12 protein-coding genes and 1 pseudogene are annotated in these 18,326 nt (G+C 73.5%); 7 read left to right on the top strand and 6 right to left on the bottom strand.

From position 1 onward, the window contains the following. Nucleotides 1-57 precede the first annotated feature (57 nt). Both MTF69_RS28090 and MTF69_RS28085 read left to right on the top strand, forming a co-directional pair. Entirely contained in the window at nucleotides 58-615 is a 558-nt protein-coding gene (locus MTF69_RS28090) for a toxin-antitoxin system, toxin component (protein ID WP_243338945.1), read from the top strand. Next, the gene (locus tag MTF69_RS28085) at nucleotides 612-1,796 is read left to right on the top strand and encodes an MAB_1171c family putative transporter (protein WP_243338944.1); all 1,185 of its coding nucleotides are present in this window, start codon (nucleotides 612-614) and stop codon (nucleotides 1,794-1,796) included. The genes MTF69_RS28090 and MTF69_RS28085 overlap by 4 nt, the downstream gene beginning before the upstream one ends. Before the next feature lie 28 nt (nucleotides 1,797-1,824). Here the strand turns inward: MTF69_RS28085 and MTF69_RS28080 are convergent, their stop codons facing one another. Continuing rightward, nucleotides 1,825-2,601 carry a DUF4239 domain-containing protein gene (locus MTF69_RS28080; RefSeq protein ID WP_243338943.1) on the bottom strand — a complete coding sequence of 259 codons (777 nt, stop codon included), beginning with the start codon at nucleotides 2,599-2,601 and terminating at the stop codon, nucleotides 1,825-1,827. Between the two features lie 57 nt (nucleotides 2,602-2,658). Next, nucleotides 2,659-3,243, bottom strand: a complete 585-nt coding sequence (locus MTF69_RS28075; RefSeq protein WP_243338942.1) for a hypothetical protein — start codon at nucleotides 3,241-3,243, stop codon at nucleotides 2,659-2,661. 436 nt (nucleotides 3,244-3,679) lie between these two features. Between MTF69_RS28075 and MTF69_RS28070 the strand changes: the two genes are divergently transcribed. After that, nucleotides 3,680-5,092 (top strand): M20/M25/M40 family metallo-hydrolase, encoded by a 1,413-nt coding sequence (locus MTF69_RS28070; RefSeq protein WP_308401465.1) that lies wholly within the window; start codon nucleotides 3,680-3,682, stop codon nucleotides 5,090-5,092. A 101-nt stretch (nucleotides 5,093-5,193) separates the two neighbouring features. After that, nucleotides 5,194-6,648 (top strand): YfcC family protein, encoded by a 1,455-nt coding sequence (locus tag MTF69_RS28065; protein WP_243339058.1) that lies wholly within the window; start codon nucleotides 5,194-5,196, stop codon nucleotides 6,646-6,648. Nucleotides 6,649-6,759: 111 nt separating this feature from the next. On the opposite strand, the gene metG is transcribed toward MTF69_RS28065, so the two are convergent. From metG to MTF69_RS28050, 3 genes are all read right to left on the bottom strand, one after another. Continuing rightward, nucleotides 6,760-8,475 carry a methionine--tRNA ligase gene (gene metG / locus MTF69_RS28060; RefSeq protein WP_243338941.1) on the bottom strand — a complete coding sequence of 572 codons (1,716 nt, stop codon included), beginning with the start codon at nucleotides 8,473-8,475 and terminating at the stop codon, nucleotides 6,760-6,762. Nucleotides 8,476-8,777: 302 nt separating this feature from the next. Then, nucleotides 8,778-8,987 (bottom strand): hypothetical protein, encoded by a 210-nt coding sequence (locus tag MTF69_RS43500; protein ID WP_308401464.1) that lies wholly within the window; start codon nucleotides 8,985-8,987, stop codon nucleotides 8,778-8,780. A 427-nt stretch (nucleotides 8,988-9,414) separates the two neighbouring features. After that, nucleotides 9,415-10,308: a hypothetical protein gene (locus MTF69_RS28050; RefSeq protein WP_243338940.1), complete on the bottom strand. Its 894-nt coding sequence runs from the start codon at nucleotides 10,306-10,308 to the stop codon at nucleotides 9,415-9,417. Nucleotides 10,309-10,610: 302 nt separating this feature from the next. Between MTF69_RS28050 and MTF69_RS28045 the strand changes: the two genes are divergently transcribed. Together MTF69_RS28045 and MTF69_RS43815 are read left to right on the top strand one after the other, a co-directional pair. Next, on the top strand, nucleotides 10,611-11,138 hold the full coding sequence (locus tag MTF69_RS28045) for an RNA polymerase sigma factor (protein ID WP_243338939.1): 528 nt from the start codon (nucleotides 10,611-10,613) through the stop codon (nucleotides 11,136-11,138). Nucleotides 11,139-11,986: 848 nt separating this feature from the next. Next, nucleotides 11,987-12,706, top strand: a pseudogene (locus MTF69_RS43815) (IclR family transcriptional regulator C-terminal domain-containing protein); the annotation flags it as partial. Between the two features lie 459 nt (nucleotides 12,707-13,165). Here the strand turns inward: MTF69_RS43815 and MTF69_RS28035 are convergent. Beyond that, on the bottom strand, nucleotides 13,166-14,947 hold the full coding sequence (locus MTF69_RS28035) for a serine/threonine-protein kinase (RefSeq protein ID WP_374324060.1): 1,782 nt from the start codon (nucleotides 14,945-14,947) through the stop codon (nucleotides 13,166-13,168). A gap of 121 nt (nucleotides 14,948-15,068) precedes the next feature. Here MTF69_RS28035 and MTF69_RS28030 point away from each other — a divergent pair, with 121 nt between their 5' ends. Further along, nucleotides 15,069-18,287 (top strand): NACHT domain-containing NTPase, encoded by a 3,219-nt coding sequence (locus MTF69_RS28030; protein WP_243338938.1) that lies wholly within the window; start codon nucleotides 15,069-15,071, stop codon nucleotides 18,285-18,287. Nucleotides 18,288-18,326: the final 39 nt, after the last annotated feature.

The following is an 18,326-nucleotide window of genomic DNA, read 5'->3' as shown; positions in this document are numbered from 1 at the left end:
GAAAGCCTGGGTCTGATCCTTGAGTCCTGATCCGGATCCGCGCCGACGGGGAGAACGGTGAGCATAGGCAGAGAGCAGCGGCGGTTGTGCGGGGAGCTGGTGGCAGGCATCAACCTGACCGCGCCCGTGGAGCCCGTGGACCTCTACGCCGCCCTCTGCGAGGGCATGAGCAAGCACCGCGGCCGCCGGGTGGAGTTCCGGATGGCCTCGTTCCCGCCGGGAACGGCCAGCGGCCTGTGGCTCGACATGGCGGACCGCGATCTGGTGGTCATCGAGGAACGCACCGCACCCGACCACCAACTGGTGATCCTCGGGCACGAGTTGTGGCACATGAAGGCCGGTCACTGCAGCCACCACGTCGACGGCGCCGCCGTCGCCGCGCGGCTGCTGTCGGACGAGGCCGACATCGGCGAGACCGTGCGTCGCGTCGCCGCGCGCACCCGCGCCGACGTCCAGGAGGAAACCGAAGCGGAAACCTTCGGTTTACTGCTGGGCAGCAGGTGCAGGAACTGGCTCGCCGGATCGGCGAGCCACCGCGCACCGGCACAACGAGATCAACTGGCGGGCCGCATCGAGGCATCGCTCGGATACCGGGGGCACAGGAACGACCGTTGAACGGCGAGGACTACTACATACCGGCCGCGGCCCTGGCGATCGCACTCGCCTTCAAGCTGCCGGCCCTACGGCACAACTGGCGTGACCCGCTGCTGCGATCGGTCTGCGCCCTGCTCACCCTGGCCGGTGCGGTCTTCACCTTCGCCGCCCCGCCCACCATCGTGGCGGTCAACCGATGGACCGGCATCACCAACTTCTCGGCCCCGCTCGTCTACTGCCTCATGAGTGCCTTCAGTGCGTCCTGCCTGGTCCTGATCGTCAACTGGCGCGGCGGCCCGCCCGAGCAGACCCGGCGGATCTCACGCCGGTGGATCCTGGGCTACGGCACGGTCACCGTGACCCTGATGGTGCTCTTCCTCCTCGGAGACGCACCGGTCGAGCGCCTGCGCGACTTCGACACGTTCTACGCCAACACCCCGTACACGGGGCAGATGATCGGCCTCTACCTGCTCGCGCACAACGTGGCCGCCTTCGTCATGGTCGCCATGTGCTGGCGCTGGTCCCTCCAGGTGCGCGGCTGGCTCCGGACCGGCCTGATGATCATCGTCGTCGGCTACATCCTCAACCTCAGCTACGACGCGGCCAAGATGAGCGCCGTCATCGGCCGATGGGTGGGGCTGGGCTCCGAACTCGACGACCTGAGCACCTTCGTGGCCCCGCCGCTCGCCGCCCTCGGCGCGCTCGTCAGCGCGGTCGGCTTCGTCCTGCCGCTGCTCTGCCAGCGCCTCTCGGACAGCTGGCAGCACTGGTCCACGTACCGGCGGCTCGGCCCTCTGTGGCACGAGGTCCGGATCTCCGCGCCCGAGACCCCGGCCGGTGTCCAGATGTCCTGGTGGTCCGCCGCCGACATCCGCGTCATCCAGCGCGAGTCGGACATCCACGACGGCTTCCTGCACCTCGGACCGTACTTCGACCGCGGCTACCGGGACACGGCCCTGGCCCGGGCCTTCGCCGCCGGCGCCGACGAGGACACCGCGCGGGCCGTCGCCGACGCGGCCATGGTCGCCGCCGCCGTGCGGGCCCGCGCGGCCGACCCCGAGGGACGGGTCATCGGGGCCAGCGAGGAAGGGGCACCGCCGGCCACCGACGGGCCGCGCGACCTCGTACGGATCTCGCACGCCCTGCGGAACTCGCCGGTGGTGGCCGAATCCCGGCGGCAGGCGGCGCTGTCGGGGAGCTGAGCCCGGGGAGCTGAGCCCGGGCCGCTGATCAGCGCCCGGCGGCCAGGGGCAGGGACGGGAACAGGTCCTGGAACGGCGCCGCCGAGTCGATGCCGTCCCGCCCGAAGGGCGCGTCGAAGCTCCACACCATGAAGAGCAGGAACACGATCAGCGCGCTGAACAGCCCCGCGAGCAGCAGCTCCCGCCCCGAACGCCGGATCTGCAGGGTGAAGATCAGCCCGACGGTGACCAGCCCGCCCGCGACCAGCCCGAGCCAGACCACCCCCGGCAGCGTGGACTCGTCGCTCTGCGTCCGCTCGTGGCGGGCGTCGTCGGCGGCCGCGATGTGGTCCAGCAGCGGCTGGTAGGCCTGGGCCTGCAGTTCGTTGCCCGGGCTCTGGTGGGTGACGTCGCTGCGCAGTTTGCCCAGCAGTTCGCCGCCCTCCGGCGACACCGGCTCCCCGGAGGTCAGCCGCGGCCAGTCCACGCTGACGGTGTGGGACACGTACGCGTTGACCTCGCCGCGGATCCGGTCGCGGACGGCGGCCGGGTAGACGTCGGCCCGCTGGGTGACCTCGTACAGGGACTGGGCCTCGCGGCGCACACTGTCCTCGGCGGCGCCGCGCGCCTCCCAGACGCCCGCGATGGCCAGGCCGAGCACGATCGCGTAGACCACGCCGACCATCATCACCATGTACTCGAGGACGTCGGGGGTTTCGCTGGTGTCCTCGTCGTCAGCGACCCGGCGGTGCCGGATCGCGGTGAAGGCGAGGACGAGGGCGCAGACGAGCGCCATGGCGATGGCCAGGACCAGCCATTCGGACACGAGGGTTCTCCGTAGGTCGAAACGAGCGGACTGAGCGGACTGAAGGCGGGGGCGTGGCTAGCCGCGGCTCCTGGAACGGGGCCGCAGCGCGACGGCCGCGAGCACCGCCGGGGTCGTGACGACGACCATGAGCATCAGGGTGGACATGCCGTCCGGGCCGCGCCGCGCCAAGGCCGCGGAGTGGTACGGGCGCACGTGGAAGCGCCCCGCCGCCCCGGCCCCCGCTGCGACCCGGTGCGGAGCCACCGCTCCGCCCGGAGCCGCCTGCGTGACCCCGGGCGCCTGCGCCGCGGCCGCCCGCGGCTGCGCCACCGCGGGCCTTGCCTGCGCCGTCGGCCCGGGGACCGGCTCCGCCGCCGCGCCGGGCGGCGCGGGCGCGAGCGGCCCCACCCCCGGATGGCGCACCGTCGGCCCGGCCGGGCCGGGCAGCAGCACCCGGGCGGTCGGCCGTACGGCCGGGGCCGGAGCCGGAGCCGGCGTCGAGGGCGGCGCCGCGGGGGGCCGTGGCTGCGACCCGGCCGGAACGCACAGGTCGACCCGGGCGCCGCGCCCGTGGCCGTCTCCGGCGACCGCCACGTGACCGTGCAGCGGGCAGAGCGCCGCCACCAGGCCGGCCCCGGCGAAGTACTGCCAAGCGGTCACCGCGCGTTCTCCCGATTCCGCAGCAGGGATGAGGGCTATGCCTGAAGAAACGATCACGGCGGTGGTTCGATACGCGCCAGACAGGTCAAGATCGGCCCTCGGCACCGACTTCGAGGCACACCGGGTCCCGGCCGGACGCCCGCCCGGCCCGAACCCGACTCGAACCCGACCCGGACCCGGCCCACACCCGGCCCGGACCAGGCCCGCACCCGGCCCACACCCGACCCGGACCAGGCCCGGACCCGTGCCGACGGGCGGACCCGCGCGCGCCACCCCCTGCGCGCCGCCGCACGCCCCCACCCCCACACCGCCGCGGGCGGCGTTCACCCGCCCGGCCCACTCCGCCACGGCGCGGCCCGTTCCCCCCGCCGATGATCGGAGAACCCGATCCCGCAGCTCAGCGGGGTCGCCCCGGGGACCACAGGGACGGTGGCAGGTGGACGCGGACGGCTCGCAGACCCTCGAAGCGCAGGTCGACGCCCTGATGGACGGCCTCCGGGCCGATCTGGAACGGCTCGCGTCGATCCCCTCGGTCGCCTTCCCCGGATACCCGCCGGAGCCGGTCCTGGAGGCGCACGACCTGATCGTCTCCCTGCTGCGCGAGGCGGGCGTCCCCACCATCGAGCGCATCGACCTCCCCGACACCGCCCCGGTCATCTACGGCGAGATCCCGCCCCCGCACCCGGACGCCCCGACCGTCCTGCTCTACGGGCACTACGACGTCCAGCCCGCCGGCAACCCGACCCTGTGGCTCTCCCCGCCCTTCGAACCGACGCCCGTAGCCGGGGTCCCCGGCGCCCTGCGGGCGCGCGGGATCGCCGACGACAAGTCGAACGTGATCGCACACCTGGGCATGCTCCGGGTCTACGGCGGCCGCCCGCCCGTCGGGATCAAGCTGGTGATCGAGGGGCAGGAGGAGTACGGCAGCCCCTTCGACGACTACCCGCCCACCGATCCGGACCGGTTCGCCTGCGACGCGATGGTCATCGCCGACCTCGGCAACCTGCGGCCCGGCACCCCGACCCTGACCACCGGGCTGCGCGGGGCCTGCGAGGTCGTGGTGGAGGTGCGCACCCTCGCGCAGGCGCGGCACAGCGGGGAGTTCGGCGGAGCCGCCCCGGACGCCCTGCTGGTCCTGCTGCGGGCGCTGGCCACCCTGCACGACGAGCACGGAGACGTGGCGGTGCCCGGGCTTCGCCGCGATCCCTGGGAGGGAACGACCTACACCGAGGAGGAGTTCCGCAAGCTGGCCTCCGTCCGGGACGGGCTGCCGCTGATCGGCACCGGCTCGCTCGGCGAGCGGCTGTGGAGCGGGCCCGCCGTCACCGTCATCGGGCTCGACGCCCCGGACGTGGCGGGCGCCGCCTCCGCCGTGGTCCCGTACGCGCGGGCCAAGCTGAACCTGCGCTTCCACCCCCTCCAGGACGCGAAGGAGGCCCGGACCGCGCTCGTGAAGCACCTGCGCGCGCAGCGCCCCTTCGGGATCCCGCTCACCGTCACCCCGGGCGACACCGGCCCCGGCTTCGAGGCGCGGACGGGCGGGCCGGCGTACCGGGCGGCGCTGACCGCGCTCAAGGAGGCCTGGGGCACGCAGGCCTCGTACGTGGCCACGGGCGGCTCCATCCCGCTGGTGAACGGCCTCGCGCGGGCGGCTCCGGGGGCGGAGGTGCTGCTGTTCGGCGCTCAGGACAGCATGTGCAATCTGCACGCGCCGAACGAGCGGGTGCTGCTGTCGGAGGTGCGCAACACGGTGGTGGCGATGGCCGCCTTCGTCCGGGAGTACGCGGCGGACTTCGGCGCGGCCCGCTCCCCCGACGCCCCCCAGGACCCTTCCGGAGACGCCCGGTGACCACCGCGACCCCGCCGCCGGCCACCCCGCCGCCTCCGCCGGCCGCGCCGGCTCCCCCCGAGGGTCCGGCGCCCGCGCGGAAGTTCTCCTTCCCCAGCGCGCTGACCATCCTGGCCATCGTCACCGTCGCGATCTGGCTGCTGGCCTTCCTCGTCCCGGCCGGCGAGTACGACCGCAACGACAGCGGCTCCCCCGTCGCCGGCACCTACCACCGGGTCGAGGACACCCAGAGCTTCACCGATCGCCTGAACGACCTGTTCCTCTCCCCCGTCAACGGGCTCTACGGGCTCCAGGACCCCAAGTCCGGCCAGGTCGGGCCCACCTTCAGCGGTGACTTGTACGGCAGCGCGGGCGTGTTCCTCTTCGTGCTCGCCATCGGCGCCTTCATCACCGTCGTGTTCGCCACCGGGGCCCTCGACCGCGGCATCGCCCGCCTCGCCCACCGGTTGCGCGACCGCGGAGCGCTGCTGATCGCCGCCGTGATGGTGGTCTTCTCGATCCTGGGCACCGTGGAGGGCTTCGCCGAGGAGACTCTCGGGTTCTACGGCCTGCTGGTGCCGATGATGCTGGCCCTCGGCTACGACCGGCTGGTCGCGGTCGGTGCCAGCATCCTCGGCGCGGGCATCGGCGTGCTCTGCTCCACGGTGAACCCGTTCGCGACCGGTGTGGCCTCCTCGGCGGCCGGCATCTCGCTCGGCGACGGGATCGGGCTGCGCTTCCTCATGTGGATCGTGCTGACCACCGTGACCGTCCTCTACGTGATCCGGTACGCGCGCCGGGTCCAGAAGGACCCCGCCAAGTCGATCTGCGGGTTCCTGCCCGGGGACCGGGAGCAGAAGGCCACCGGCGCCGAGGAGGAGGAACCGGAGCTGACCCGGCTGCACAAGACCGTGCTGGTCCTGCTGGTCCTCGTCTTCGCCTTCATGATCTTCTCGGTGGTGCCCTGGTCGAGCGCGCTCACCGGCGACGCGGACGCGACCCCGTACGCCTGGGAACTGGACTGGTCCTTCGCCCAGTTGGCGGCGCTGTTCATCTGCGCCGCCGTGCTGATCGGCCTGGTCGCCCGGATGGGCGAGGCCAAGCTCAGCTCCACGATCATCCAGGGCGCCGCCGACTTCATCTCGCCCGCCCTGGTCATCATGCTGGCGCGCGGGGTCACGGTCATCATGAACAACTCGAAGATCACCGACACGGTGCTGCACTCCATCGAGGGCGTGGTGAAGGGGACTTCGTCCGGGATCTTCGCGATCATCGTCTTCCTCGTGAACCTCCCGCTCGCCTTCCTGATCCCCTCCACCTCCGGGCACGCCACGCTCACCATGCCGATCCTGGCCCCGCTCGCCGACTTCGCGGGCGTCTCCCGCGCGCTGATGGTGACGGCCTGGCAGTCGGCGAGCGGCTGGATGAACCTCTGGGTCCCCACCACCGCCGTCACCATCGGCGGTGTGGCACTGGCCAAGGTCGGCTATGACAAGTACCTGCGCTTCGTGTGGCCGTTGCTCGGCATCCTCTTCGTACTGATCTGCGGGTTCCTGGCCCTGGGCGCCGCGATGTGAGGGCGGACCGGGCCCCCGGTCAGGGTCCCGGCGCCCCCTGGCCGGAGGTACGCGTGAGGGGCGCGGCCCGCGTCAACGGGTCGCGCCCCTCACCGAATCACAACTACCGGCTCAGGCCTCCGGGTTGCCGCCGAAGCGCTCGCGGTACGACTCCAGGTCCTCTTCGGTGATCCGCGGGAAGAGCACCGGCGGAACCGTGAACGGGGTGCCCGCCGGCACCGCGTCGAGGGACGCGGCCTGCTCCGGGGTGACCCAGGTGGCCGTGTCGTCGGCGAGCTCGAACGCGGAGCGCATGGCGCGCGCCGAGGCCGGGATGAACGGCTCGGAGACCACCGAGTAGAGGTGGATGAGGTTCATCGCCGTGCGCAGGGTGAGCGCCGCGCCGTCCAGGTCGGTCTTGACCTCCGTCCAGGGGGCCTTCTCGTCGAGGTACGCGTTTCCGGCCGACCACAGGGCGCGCAGCGCGGCCGCGGCCTTGCGGTACTGGAGGGCATCCATGTGGCCCTCGTACTCGGCCAGCAGCTCGGCGATCTGCTCGCCCAGCTTGGCCTCGACCGCGCCGGCGGCGCTGCCCGCGGGGACCTCGTCGCCGAACTTCTTGCGGGAGAAGGTCAGTACGCGGTTCACGAAGTTGCCCAGCGTGCCGCCGAGGTCCTTGTTCACCGTGGCGGTGAAGTGCTCCCACGTGAAGGAGGAGTCGTCGGACTCGGGCGCGTTGGCGATGAGGAAGTAGCGCCAGAAGTCGGCCGGGAGGATCTCCAGCGCCTGGTCGGTGAAGACGCCGCGCTTCTGCGAGGTGGAGAACTTGCCGCCGTAGTACGTCAGCCAGTTGAAGGCCTTGACGTAGTCGACCTTCTTCCAGGGCTCGCGGGTGCCGAGCTCGGTGGCGGGGAACATCACCGTGTGGAACGGGACGTTGTCCTTGGCCATGAACTGGGTGTAGCGGACGTCTTCGGCCTCGTACCACCAGGACTTGTAGTCGCGGTTCGCCGGGTCGGCGTCCGACCACTCCTTGGTGGAGGCGATGTACTCGATCGGGGCGTCGAACCAGACGTAGAACACCTTGCCGTCGGCGGCCAGCTCGGGCCACGTGTCGGCCGGGACCGGGACGCCCCAGTCGAGGTCGCGCGTGATGGCGCGGTCGTGCAGGCCCTCGGTCAGCCACTTGCGGGCGATGGAGGACGCGAGCTGCGGCCACTCCTCCTCGTGCTCCGCGACCCAGGCTTCGACCTCGACCTGCAGCTTGGACTGGAGGAGGAAGAGGTGCTTGGTCTCGCGGACCTCCAGCTCGGTGGAGCCGGAGATGGCCGAGCGGGGCTCGATCAGGTCCGTGGGGTCCAGGACGCGGGTGCAGTTCTCGCACTGGTCGCCGCGGGCCTTGTCGTAGCCGCAGTGCGGACAGGTGCCCTCTACGTAGCGGTCCGGCAGGAAGCGGCCGTCGACCGGCGAGTAGACCTGCCGGATCGCCCGCTCCTCGATGAAGCCGTTCTTCTCCAGCTGACGCGCGAAGTGCTGGGTGATCTCGCGGTTCTCCGCGGAGGAGCTGCGGCCGAAGTAGTCGAAGGACAGCTCGAAGCCGTCGTAGACCGCCTTCTGGGCGTCGTGGGCCTGCGCGCAGAACTCGGCGACCGAGAGACCGGCCGCCTTCGCGGCGAGCTCGGCGGGGGTGCCGTGCTCGTCGGTGGCGCAGATGTAGAGGACGTCGTGGCCGCGCTGGCGGAGGTACCGGGAGTACACATCCGCCGGAAGCATCGACCCGACCATGTTGCCCAGGTGCTTGATCCCGTTGATGTAGGGAAGCGCGCTGGTGATCAGGTGTCGAGCCATCCTCGGATGCTCCATTTCATATATGCCGGTACGACGTGACGTGCGGTTCATCGTATCGAACCGCCGAAACGCCACGCCCCGCATTTCTTCGGGGTGGACTGGGGGTACAACGCGGAACTGAGCGGTGCAAAGCAAAAGCGAGGACTGTGACCACTCCGTCACGGCCCTCGCGCTGCGGCCATGGTACAGCGGGCCGGGCAGCCCCCGGACCGCCGTCCACGCCGGTGGGGACACCGTCCGTGGCGGCCGCGGACGGTGCTCCGCCGAGCGGCGCGGGCGCGGGGCGGGCCCGCGGTGCGCTGTCAGTCGCGGCCGCCCCGGGCGCCGTCGACGGCGGTGATCCGGACGCCGCTCGCGAGTCTGCCCGTCACGGCGGGCGCGGGGCCCTGCGGACCGGCGACGGGGACGGGGACGGTCAGGGTCCGGCCCGCGGCCTCCGCGCGGACCGCGCCGGCCGCCGTGATGCCCGCGACCTCCCGGCTGCCGGCCGCCAGCAGGTACCAGCGGCCCACCGGGGACCTCCACCGGGTGCCCGCGAGGAGGTGCTGTCCGAAGCGTCCGCACACGGCGGTCCCGCGGGCCCGCGCCACGTCCTGCGGGGGTCCGGCGGGCAGGCGCAGCTGGACCAGGACCGTCAGCGGGCTCGCCGTAGCGAACCACCCGGTCCCCGTCGAGCAGCAGCACGACCGCCCGCCCCGCGACGTTCCCCGCGTACAGGAGCTGCGGCGCGCGCAGCGGAGCGTCGGTCGCCGTCCCCGGTGCGGCCGTCACCGCCACCTCCCGGGGCCGGGCGGCCCAGGCCGCCCGCGCGCGGGCGAGCAGACCCCGGTCGGCGGTGCGGGCGCCGCGGGCGGGCCAGGCGGTGAAGTCGACGCGGGCGGTGTCCGCCCAGGCCTCGGCGGGAACGCGGACCAGCCGGGCCGGGTCCAGGGCCTGTCGTCACATTCCCGTCGTCGCCCGAAGGGCGGCCCCGCGGCGTCTGGTGCGTGCTCTCGGCGTGCCGGGCGGAAGTCCGCGTACTGGACGTACGTGGGCTTTCCCCCGGTGCGGCGAGAGCGCGTGCCAGGCGCCGCGGGGCAGACGGGAATGTGACGACAGGCCCTGGCGCCCCGGCGGCGGCCGGTCCGGCGAGCGGCGAAGCCTCGGGGCGGGGCGGCGACGCGTCGGCCGCGAGGATCCCGGCGGCCAGGGCCAGCGCGGCCGCGCGGCGGTCCAGCCTGCGCGGGTACGGCGGCGCCGGCGCAGCAGGCCGGTGGGGCGGGCACTGACCACGGCGGCATCGAACTCGGCGCGGTCCGGCCCCCGCAGGAGCGTTTCCCCAGCGGTGTTCCCACCTGCTTGCCCACCGGTGCTCCCGGCAGCGCCGCGGAAGCCGGCACCGCCCGCCGCCCCCGCCACGGGCCCGGGCCCGGCCCACGCTCCGCGGCCCGGCGGCGGAGCACCGCCGCGCAGCGCCCCCGGCTCCGTCGCGGACCGCGCCTCCCGCGCCCACGGCCCGGCGCCCGGGCCCGCTTCCGGGCGACCGGGGGCGCCGCCCTCCCAGTCCCGCCAAGCGGCCAGCGCCTCCCGCACGGCGTCCGCCGGGTCGGCCACCCCGGCCTGCCCGAGCAGCCGGGCCACCGCCTCCTCGGGCAGGCCGTCCATGCCGTGCAGGACGAAGGCGGCCCGGACCGGCCCCGGAGCCGCGCCCAGCGCCCGGGCGGGCTCGTCGGTCCCGCCCGCCGGGGGCCACAGCCGCAGCCCCCAGACGAAGGGCGGCGCCGGCGGCCATCCCAGCCCGGCCTCGGCGAGACGCGCCCGGCCGGTCGGAGCGAGGCTCGCGCGCAGGACCACAAACGAGTGAATCGTGGGATGGTCACACGCCGTGGCCTCCGGCGGGGAACGAAACGGGCGCACAGGAGAACGGCATATGCGTTTGCGCTGGTTGAGCGTGCGCGCGATCGACATCGATCACCACATGATCATCACCGAACGTAATCCTTCCAGCTTTCGTCTCTGCGCCCTCCGAGTGCGCCCGCGCTGATTTCCTTGCCCCGCACACGGGATGGGGTGGAGCGGTGAGCGATGGCAGCGGTCCGGAGGAGTCCGGTGGCGGGGCCGTGGGTCTGCCGAGCCGGCGACGGCGGCCGGCGCCCATGAGTCAGTGGGATTCGACGGCGCGCCTGTCGTACTGGGCCTTCCACGCCGACCGACGCCCGGCCTACATGCGGTTCGCGTACCTGCAGCTGGGGTCGGACGCGGCGGCCGAGGAGGCGGTCGACGCCGCCTTCGACTCGATCATGGGCGAATGGCTGCGGATGCTGCACATGGACCGGCTCGACGCCTACGCGTGGACCGTCCTCAAACAGCGGCTCATCGACCGCCAGTTCAGCCGCAGCCCCTGGCCGGAGCCGATGGACACCAGTGCCTTCGAGGCGGCGCTCAAGGAGGCCCACGCGGAAGCCGACCAGTACGAGGTGCTCACCGACACCATCCGCTTCTACTCCGCCGTCTCCCGGCTCGCCGAACGGCAGCGCGACGCCGTGCTGCTGCGGTACGGGCTCCAGTGCACCCCCGGCGAAGCCGCCGCGATCATGGGTGTGGACGAGGCAACGGTCCGCTCGCAGCTCGGCCAGGCGCAGCGGCGCCTCGCCCGGCTGCTCGACACGTCGGCCGAGTCATGAGCCGCAACGCGAGCCGGGGAACCCGTCGCGAGGACGGTGGACTCCCGCGGTCCCTGGAGCAGTTCCTGGCCCGGGCGAGCGTCCGCGACCGCTATCCGCACTACGACCTGGGCGCGGCGGAGGCCCGGCTGCTGCGGGGCGCCGACAGCGCGGCCCCGGCGCCGAAGCCGTCCTCCGCCCCGGCCCCCAGGCGCGGCGGAACCCACGCCCGGCGCCGCACGTTGGGCTGGAGCGACCCCTTGCGGGACCTCCCGCTGGACGCCGAGCGGGCCGGCCGCGACCTCAAGGCCGCCTGCCTGGCCTCCGTGTGCGGGGCGGGGGCCCGGGATCGGCTCGACGCCTTCGAGAGCGGCGGCCACGCCGACCTGCCCGGCGCCGTCGTCTTCGGCTGCCTGCTGCACCTGGCCGGACTGCGCGAAGGGGCCCGGTTCTGGTGGCAGTTCGCCGCCGGGTCCGGACGCAGCCGGACCACGCACGCCGCGTACTGCCTCTTCCTCGACCACTCGCGGCGCGGTGAGCACCATGACGCCCGGATCTGGGCCCGTGAGCTGGGCCGGCGCCGCTTCCGGCCGAGCGGGCGCCGGGACCTCCGCGAGGTACGGCTGTGCGCGCAGGCGGCCGTCCTGCGCTACGTCGACCAGCTCGACGACCCCGACCTGGGCCCGGTGCCGCTGCCCAGGCCCGGGGTGTCCCGGGCGCTGGACGCCTTCCGGCCGCCGGCCGCTCCGCCGCGGCCGCCGAGGCCGCCACGGCCGGGGGCGGGCCGGCTGGGCTCGGGACCGCTGCGCCACCCCGCGCTGACGGCGGCGGCCCGCGGGACCGTCGTCCAGCCCGGCGGGGGCGAGGCCCTGGCGGCGGCGCGGCGCGCCCTGGCCGTCGTACGGGTCCTGCAGCGGCGGCCGCTCGGCGTACGGTCCGGGCGGCTCGGGCGGGAGGCCGGTCTGGCCGACGCGGAGCTCGGGCCGCTGCTGTCGATGCTCTGCGAGGAGGAGTACGCGTACCGGTCCGGCGTCGGGGTTTACGCCCCCGGGCCGGCCCTCGACCGGCTCGCGGCCCCGGGCGGCCGGGGCCTGGCGGGCCAGTTGCAGCGCACGCTGGCCCTGGCGCGGGACAGCGCGGGCGCGGCCGTGTACCTGAGCCGGTACGCGGAGGGGGAGGTCCGGATCACCCAGATGGCGGACGGGCCCGGCGCCCCGCCGGTGCGGGAGTGGGTGGACTTCCGGGACGCGGCGCACGCCAGCGCGGTGGGCAAGTGCCTGCTGAGCCAGCTCGACCACGACGGCCGCGCCGACCACGTGGCCCGGCACCGGCCCGCCCGGCTCACCGAGCGGACCATCACCGACAGCCGGGCCCTGTTCAGCGCGCTCGACGCGGTGGCTCCGGGAGCCCCCGTCTTCGACCTGCGCGAGTACGCCCCCGGCGTGGTGTGCGCGGCGGTGCCCCTCGCGCTCGGAGACGCGGCGGGCAGCCTCGCGCTGTCGCTGCCCGGCGGGCACGCGCACCGGCTGGCCCGGGCCACCGAGGCGCTCCGGCTCAAGGCGGTTCCGGTGCTGCTGGCGCTGCTGCTGGCGGGGGCGATCCCGCCGGACGGCGCCGCCGCGACGGGCGGCGCGGACGGTACGGACGGTACGGACGCCATCGACGCCGCGTTCGCAGCCGACGGCCCGGGCGGGGCCGCCGGCCCGGCCGACGGGGCAGCCGGGCCGGAGCCCTCGCGGGGCCCGGCGGAGCCGGAGCCGCTGCCACTGCCCGTACCGGTCACGGCGGAGACCCTGCGCCAGCTGCGCAGCCTCTTCCGGACTCCGCTGACGCGGGCCACGGCAGGGGCGGACGGGCCGCATCTGGTCAGCGACAGCTCCTCGGAGGCGGCGTACCTCTTCGACGCCCCCGAGGGCGACGGGGCTCCGGGCCTGGCGCTCCCGCGCACCTTCGCCCCGCTGGTGCCCGGCAGCCTGCGGACGGCCGACGGGCTCGACGGGCTGGTGGTGCTGCGCACCTGACCGGAGCCGGCGGGAGGGGGAACGGGGTCAGGGGGTGACGGAGCCGGGCGCGCCGGGCACGAAGGTGGCCACGGCGGTGTCGAAGTGGCGCTTTGCTTCGGCGAGTTCACCCACGGGGGCGGAGACCCAGATGTCGTACATCCGGCCGTTCTGGTCCCAGCAGAGGTCGTAGGTGTGCCGGGCTCCCTCGGCCGGGGTGAAGCCGTTCCAGGTGAACTCCCACAGCGCGGCGGGAAGTTCGTGGTGGGTCGTGGCGACGACCGTGCCGGCGCGGTAGCCGGGGTTGGTGTCCGGGCCCTTGGCGTGGGCTTGCCTCATCACGCCGAGGGGGCCGCCGGGCACCGGCATCTTCACCCGGATCCCGATGCGGAAGGCCCCGTCCGGGGAGACGTAGAAGACCCGTTGGTCGTCGGTGGCCCGCTGGTACCCCTCGGGCACGGCGATGGCGAAGCCCTGCGGGTCGGCGAAGGTCCGGTACCCGGAGGGCGGCCCGCTGGGGGTCGAGGACGGGGTCGCGGACCGGGTCGCGGAGCCGCCGGGGGCCGCCGGCGCACTGCGCGATCCGTGCCCCTGGCCCTCCCCACCGAGCAGCGAGCGCAGCGGGTCGACGCCCACGACCACCCCGGCCGCCACCAGCACGGCGACGGCGGCCGCGATCAGCCCGGGGCGCAGGCCCGGCCGGACGGCGACGCGCTGCCGGGCCGTCGGGCGCGGAGCCGCGGCCGGGGCCGTCAGCCCCTCGGACGCGGGGGCGGTGGCGGGCACGGAGGTCGGCGTCCCGTCGGGGGGCGGGGGCACACGGTCGGCGGGCCCGGGCAGGCGCTCGGCCGGCACGAGGCTGCCGTCGCCCGGAGCGCGACCCCCATCGCCCGGCACGGGGCTGCCGCCGCCCGGCACGGGACTCCCATCGCCCGGCCCGGGGCTACCGTCGCCCGGCACGGGACTCCCATCGCCCGGCCCGGGACTCCCGCCACCCGGCACGGGACTCCGGCCGGCCAGATACGCCGACAGCAGCCGGTTCGCCTCGGCCGCCGCCATCCTCCGCTCCGGGTCGCGCTCCAGCAGGCCCCGGATGACCGGCAGGAGCGGCCCGGCCTGCGCGGGCGGGCGGATCTCCGCGGAGACGACCGCGTGCAGGACGCCGCCGAGCGAATCGCGGCGGAAGGGGGACTCCCCGGTCAGCGCGGTGCACATGAGCGTGCCGAGGGACCACAGGTCGGCGGCCGGCCCGGCCGCGGCTCCCTGGATCCGCTCGGGAGCCGTGTACTCGGGCGAGCCGACGAAGGCGCCCGTCTGGCTGATGGTGGTGGCCCCGGAGAAGCGGGCGATGCCGAAGTCGGTGAGCACCACCCGGCCGGTCCCCGACTCCATGAGGACGTTGGCCGGTTTGACGTCCCGGTGCAGCACGCCCCGGCCGTGCGCGGCGGTCAGGGCGCCGAGCAGGGCGAGTGCGGTCCTGGCGGTCTCGACCGGGGTGAGGGTCTTCCCGGCGGAGATCAGTTCGGCGAGCGAGCCGCCGTCGACCAGTTCCATGACGATGCAGGGGCGGCCGTCGTGTTCGACGACATCGTGAACCACGACGACATGGGGGTGCCGCACGTGTGCCACGGCACGCGCCTCGCGCAGCGCCCCCGCGGCCACACCGTCGCCGTCGCCCTCACCCGCGTGCAGTTCCTTGACGGCGACCGGACGCCCGAGGAGTTCGTCGGTGGCCCGCCAGACGGTTCCCATCCCGCCCCGGCCCAGCCGGCTTTCCAGGCGGTACCGCCCGGCCACCACGACACTGCCGCGCACCTCGTCCTGCGCCACCGCGCTCCCCCTCACCCGTTCCCCGAGCCATGATGCCGTAGCCCGCTCTCCCGGCGGCCCGGGCGCCGCGCACTCTAGAATCGCGTCGGGCGGCACCGGCACAGCTCTACGGGGGGCACACGTGGAACCCACAGCCATCGGGCTCAAGTTGGCGACGGCCGTGATCGGACCGCTCGTCAGGAAGTTCTTCGTCGCCGACGCCCCCGGGGCGGGGCTGGTCGACAAGCCGGTCCGGCTCTCCGGGTACGTCTCGTTCAAGGGCGAGAAGCGCACCCTCACCGAGTCCGACGTACGCACCCTGGCCGCCACTCTCGTCCAGCAGGCCCTGAGCACGGGCGAACGCCGGATCCCGGCGGACGAACACGAGGCCGTCACCGACGCCCTCGCCGCGACCCTGCACGCCCTCGGCGACCTCACGATCACGGACGTCGACGCCGTCCGCCTCGGCCCGGAAGCCTTCGCCCGCGAACTACGCCGCGCGGGCGACCACCCCGAGCGCCATCTCTCCGCCGACGCCACGCACTTCTACGAGGCCCTGCTCGGCGTCGCCGCCCTGCACATCCTGGAGTTCTTCACCCAGCGCAAGACCTTCACGGCCCATGCTCTGGTCAGTCAGACCCGGGCGGTCGACGAACTTACGCTGAAAACCAATGAGTTGATCCGGCGCACTCCGCTTCCCGACGCAGCGGACGCCGCGTTCGAGGCGACGTACCTCCCGTACGCGGCGAGGAAGCACTCCAAGCTCACCATCTACGGCATCGACCTGAGCAACTCGCCGACGCGCTGGCCGCTGGACGTGGCGTACCTGAGCCTGGAAGCGGCGCCGCTGGGACGCACGGAGATCTCCTGGGACGCCTACGAGACCGCGGACGATTTCCTCGCGGTGCACCGGACCCTGGAACCCCTGCCCGCGGATCAAGCACTGGCCCGCACCCCCCGCGTCCTCCTGCGGGGCGAAGCCGGCTCGGGCAAGACCACGCTCGTCCAGTGGCTGGCGGTCACCGCCGCGCAGCAGGACCGCCCGGACCGGCCCGAGTACCTCCGCGACCGGATCCCCTTCGTACTCCCCCTGCGCACGCTCACCCGCCACGGCGAACGCCTCCCCGCCCCCAAAGACTTCCTAGCCGCGATCGGCTGCCCCCTCACCGGCTCCCAGCCGACCGGTTGGGAGCACCGCGTGCTCACCGCTGGGCGGGGACTGATCCTCGTGGACGGCATCGACGAGGTCCCGGAACCAGAGCGGGATCGGACCCGCCGCTGGCTGCGGGACCTCATCGACACGTACGGCGACAACAACAACCGCTGGCTGGTCACCTCGCGCCCGTCGGCCGTCGGCCAGGACTGGCTCGCTGAAGAAGGGTTCGGCGAGCTGGCACTGTCCTCCATGCGGCCCGCCGACACCGCGACCTTCATCAAGCGCTGGCACGCGGCCGCCCACGACGGATCCGAGTCCGCAGCCGAACTCGACGCGTACGAGGCGCAGCTCCTCACCGCGGTCCGCACGAAGGCCGACCTCGGCAGGCTGGCCACCAACCCCCTGATGTGCGGCCTGATCTGCGCACTCCACCGAGACCGGCGGGGTTATCTCCCGCACGGCCGGAAGGACTTGTACGAGGCCGCGCTGTCGATGCTGATCAGCCGCCGCGACCGCGAGCGGGACATGAGCGTCCCCGACCTGCGGGAGGAGCCGCAGCTCGAACTCCTCCAGCGGCTCGCGTACTGGCTGATCAAGAACGGCCGTACGGAAATGGACCGCTCCCAGGCCGAGGACATCATCGGCCGGGCCCTCCCCGCCGTCCCGGAGGCGGCGGCACTGGGCGGGGCATCAGCCGTCTTCGAGCACTTCCTCCAGCGCAGTGGCCTGCTCCGCGAACCGGCCCCGGGAACAGTGGACTTCATACACCGCACCTTCCAGGACTTCCTGGGCGCGCGGGCGGCGGTGGAGGAGGGGGACTTCGGCCTGCTCGCCGCGCACGCCGCGGACGACCAGTGGGAGGACGTCATCCGCATGGCGGTCGCCCTGGCCCGTCCGCGCGAGCGGGTGGCCCTCTTCGAAGACATGCTGAGCCTCGGCGACGGCACCGAGGACCAGCGCGTCCGCTTCCGCGTCTACCTCCTCGCCGCGGCCTGCCTGGAGCACGCCACGACGCTGGATCCCGCCGTCCGCGAGGCGGTGGAGGAACGCACCGCCATGCTGATCCCGCCGCGCAACGAGGTCGACGCCCGCGCCTTGGGGGAACTCGGTCCACTGATCCTGGACCTCTTGCCCGGCCCGGACGGCGTGGACCACGTGGACGGGTACTACAGCGTCGTGGCGGCTTCCAGGGTCGCGTCCGATGCGGCCCTGCCCTTTCTGGCCGGTTACTGCGAACACCCCTCCCTCAAGGTGCGCAGTCAGCTCATGTGGGCCTGGTCACGCTTCGACAGCGCCCTGTACGCGGACGAGGTCATCGCACGGCTCGACCCGGACGAACTCGACTACACCATCACCTCCGACGAACAGCTGCGCCATCTGGAGCGCCTGGGGATCCGCGCGGACTCGCTGGACATCAGGAGCGGCGTGTCCGTGGAGGCGCTCGCGGCACACCTTTCCCGGCGCAAGATCACGAAGATCCAGCTGACGGGTCACCCGCTGACGGATCTGGGATTCCTGCGAGGCCAGTCGGAGCTCGTATCGTTCTCGGCTCTCAGCTGCCACGCACTCATGGACCTTTCCCCTCTCGGCGACCTCCCGGTCCGGCTCCTGGCCATCGAGAGCTCACCAAGCATGGACCTGAGCCCGCTGAATCGGCTGTCGGCACTTGCGCGCCTGTGGATCTACGGTGGCGTACCAGTGAACTGGGCTCCGGAATCTCTGCACCCAGACGCACCCCTTCTACGCCTGAGCCTGGAGGAGGGGGCCGTCTCGGGGCAGGGACTCAAGGGACTCTCCCGCTTCACCGGGCTGACCACCCTCACCTTCCTGTCGGACCGGGCCTCCGTCGAAGACTGGCAGGAGATGGCAGACCTTCCCGCTCTCCACACCCTGTCACTGGAAGCCGTCTCGCTGGAGGCCCTCCCCCGTGACATCGTCCTGGCACAGGTCGCTGATCTTGATCTCTACGACGACGACGGCGTATCCGCGGCACAGCAGGTGATCGACCAGCTGCCGCACGCGTTTCCCGGCCTCGCTTCCTGCGAGTACTCGGGTGCGCTCGCGTCAGGGGGCGATCTCGACATCTCCGCACTCGCGGACATGTCCACCTTGCACACTTTCCACATCGACATGCCCGCCGACCAGCTCCACGGCGTCGCTGCCCTGCCCTCCCGAATCAAGATCTCCCACACGCAGGGGAACTGACCAGACTTTCGGTCAATCCCGATCCGCCCAAGCGATCGC

It is taken from the genome of Streptomyces sp. AP-93 (assembly GCF_022808175.1).
Classification (GTDB): domain Bacteria; phylum Actinomycetota; class Actinomycetes; order Streptomycetales; family Streptomycetaceae; genus Streptomyces.
The sequence above is the reverse complement of the archived record's forward strand: the minus strand, read 5'-3'. Positions and strand labels throughout refer to the sequence as shown.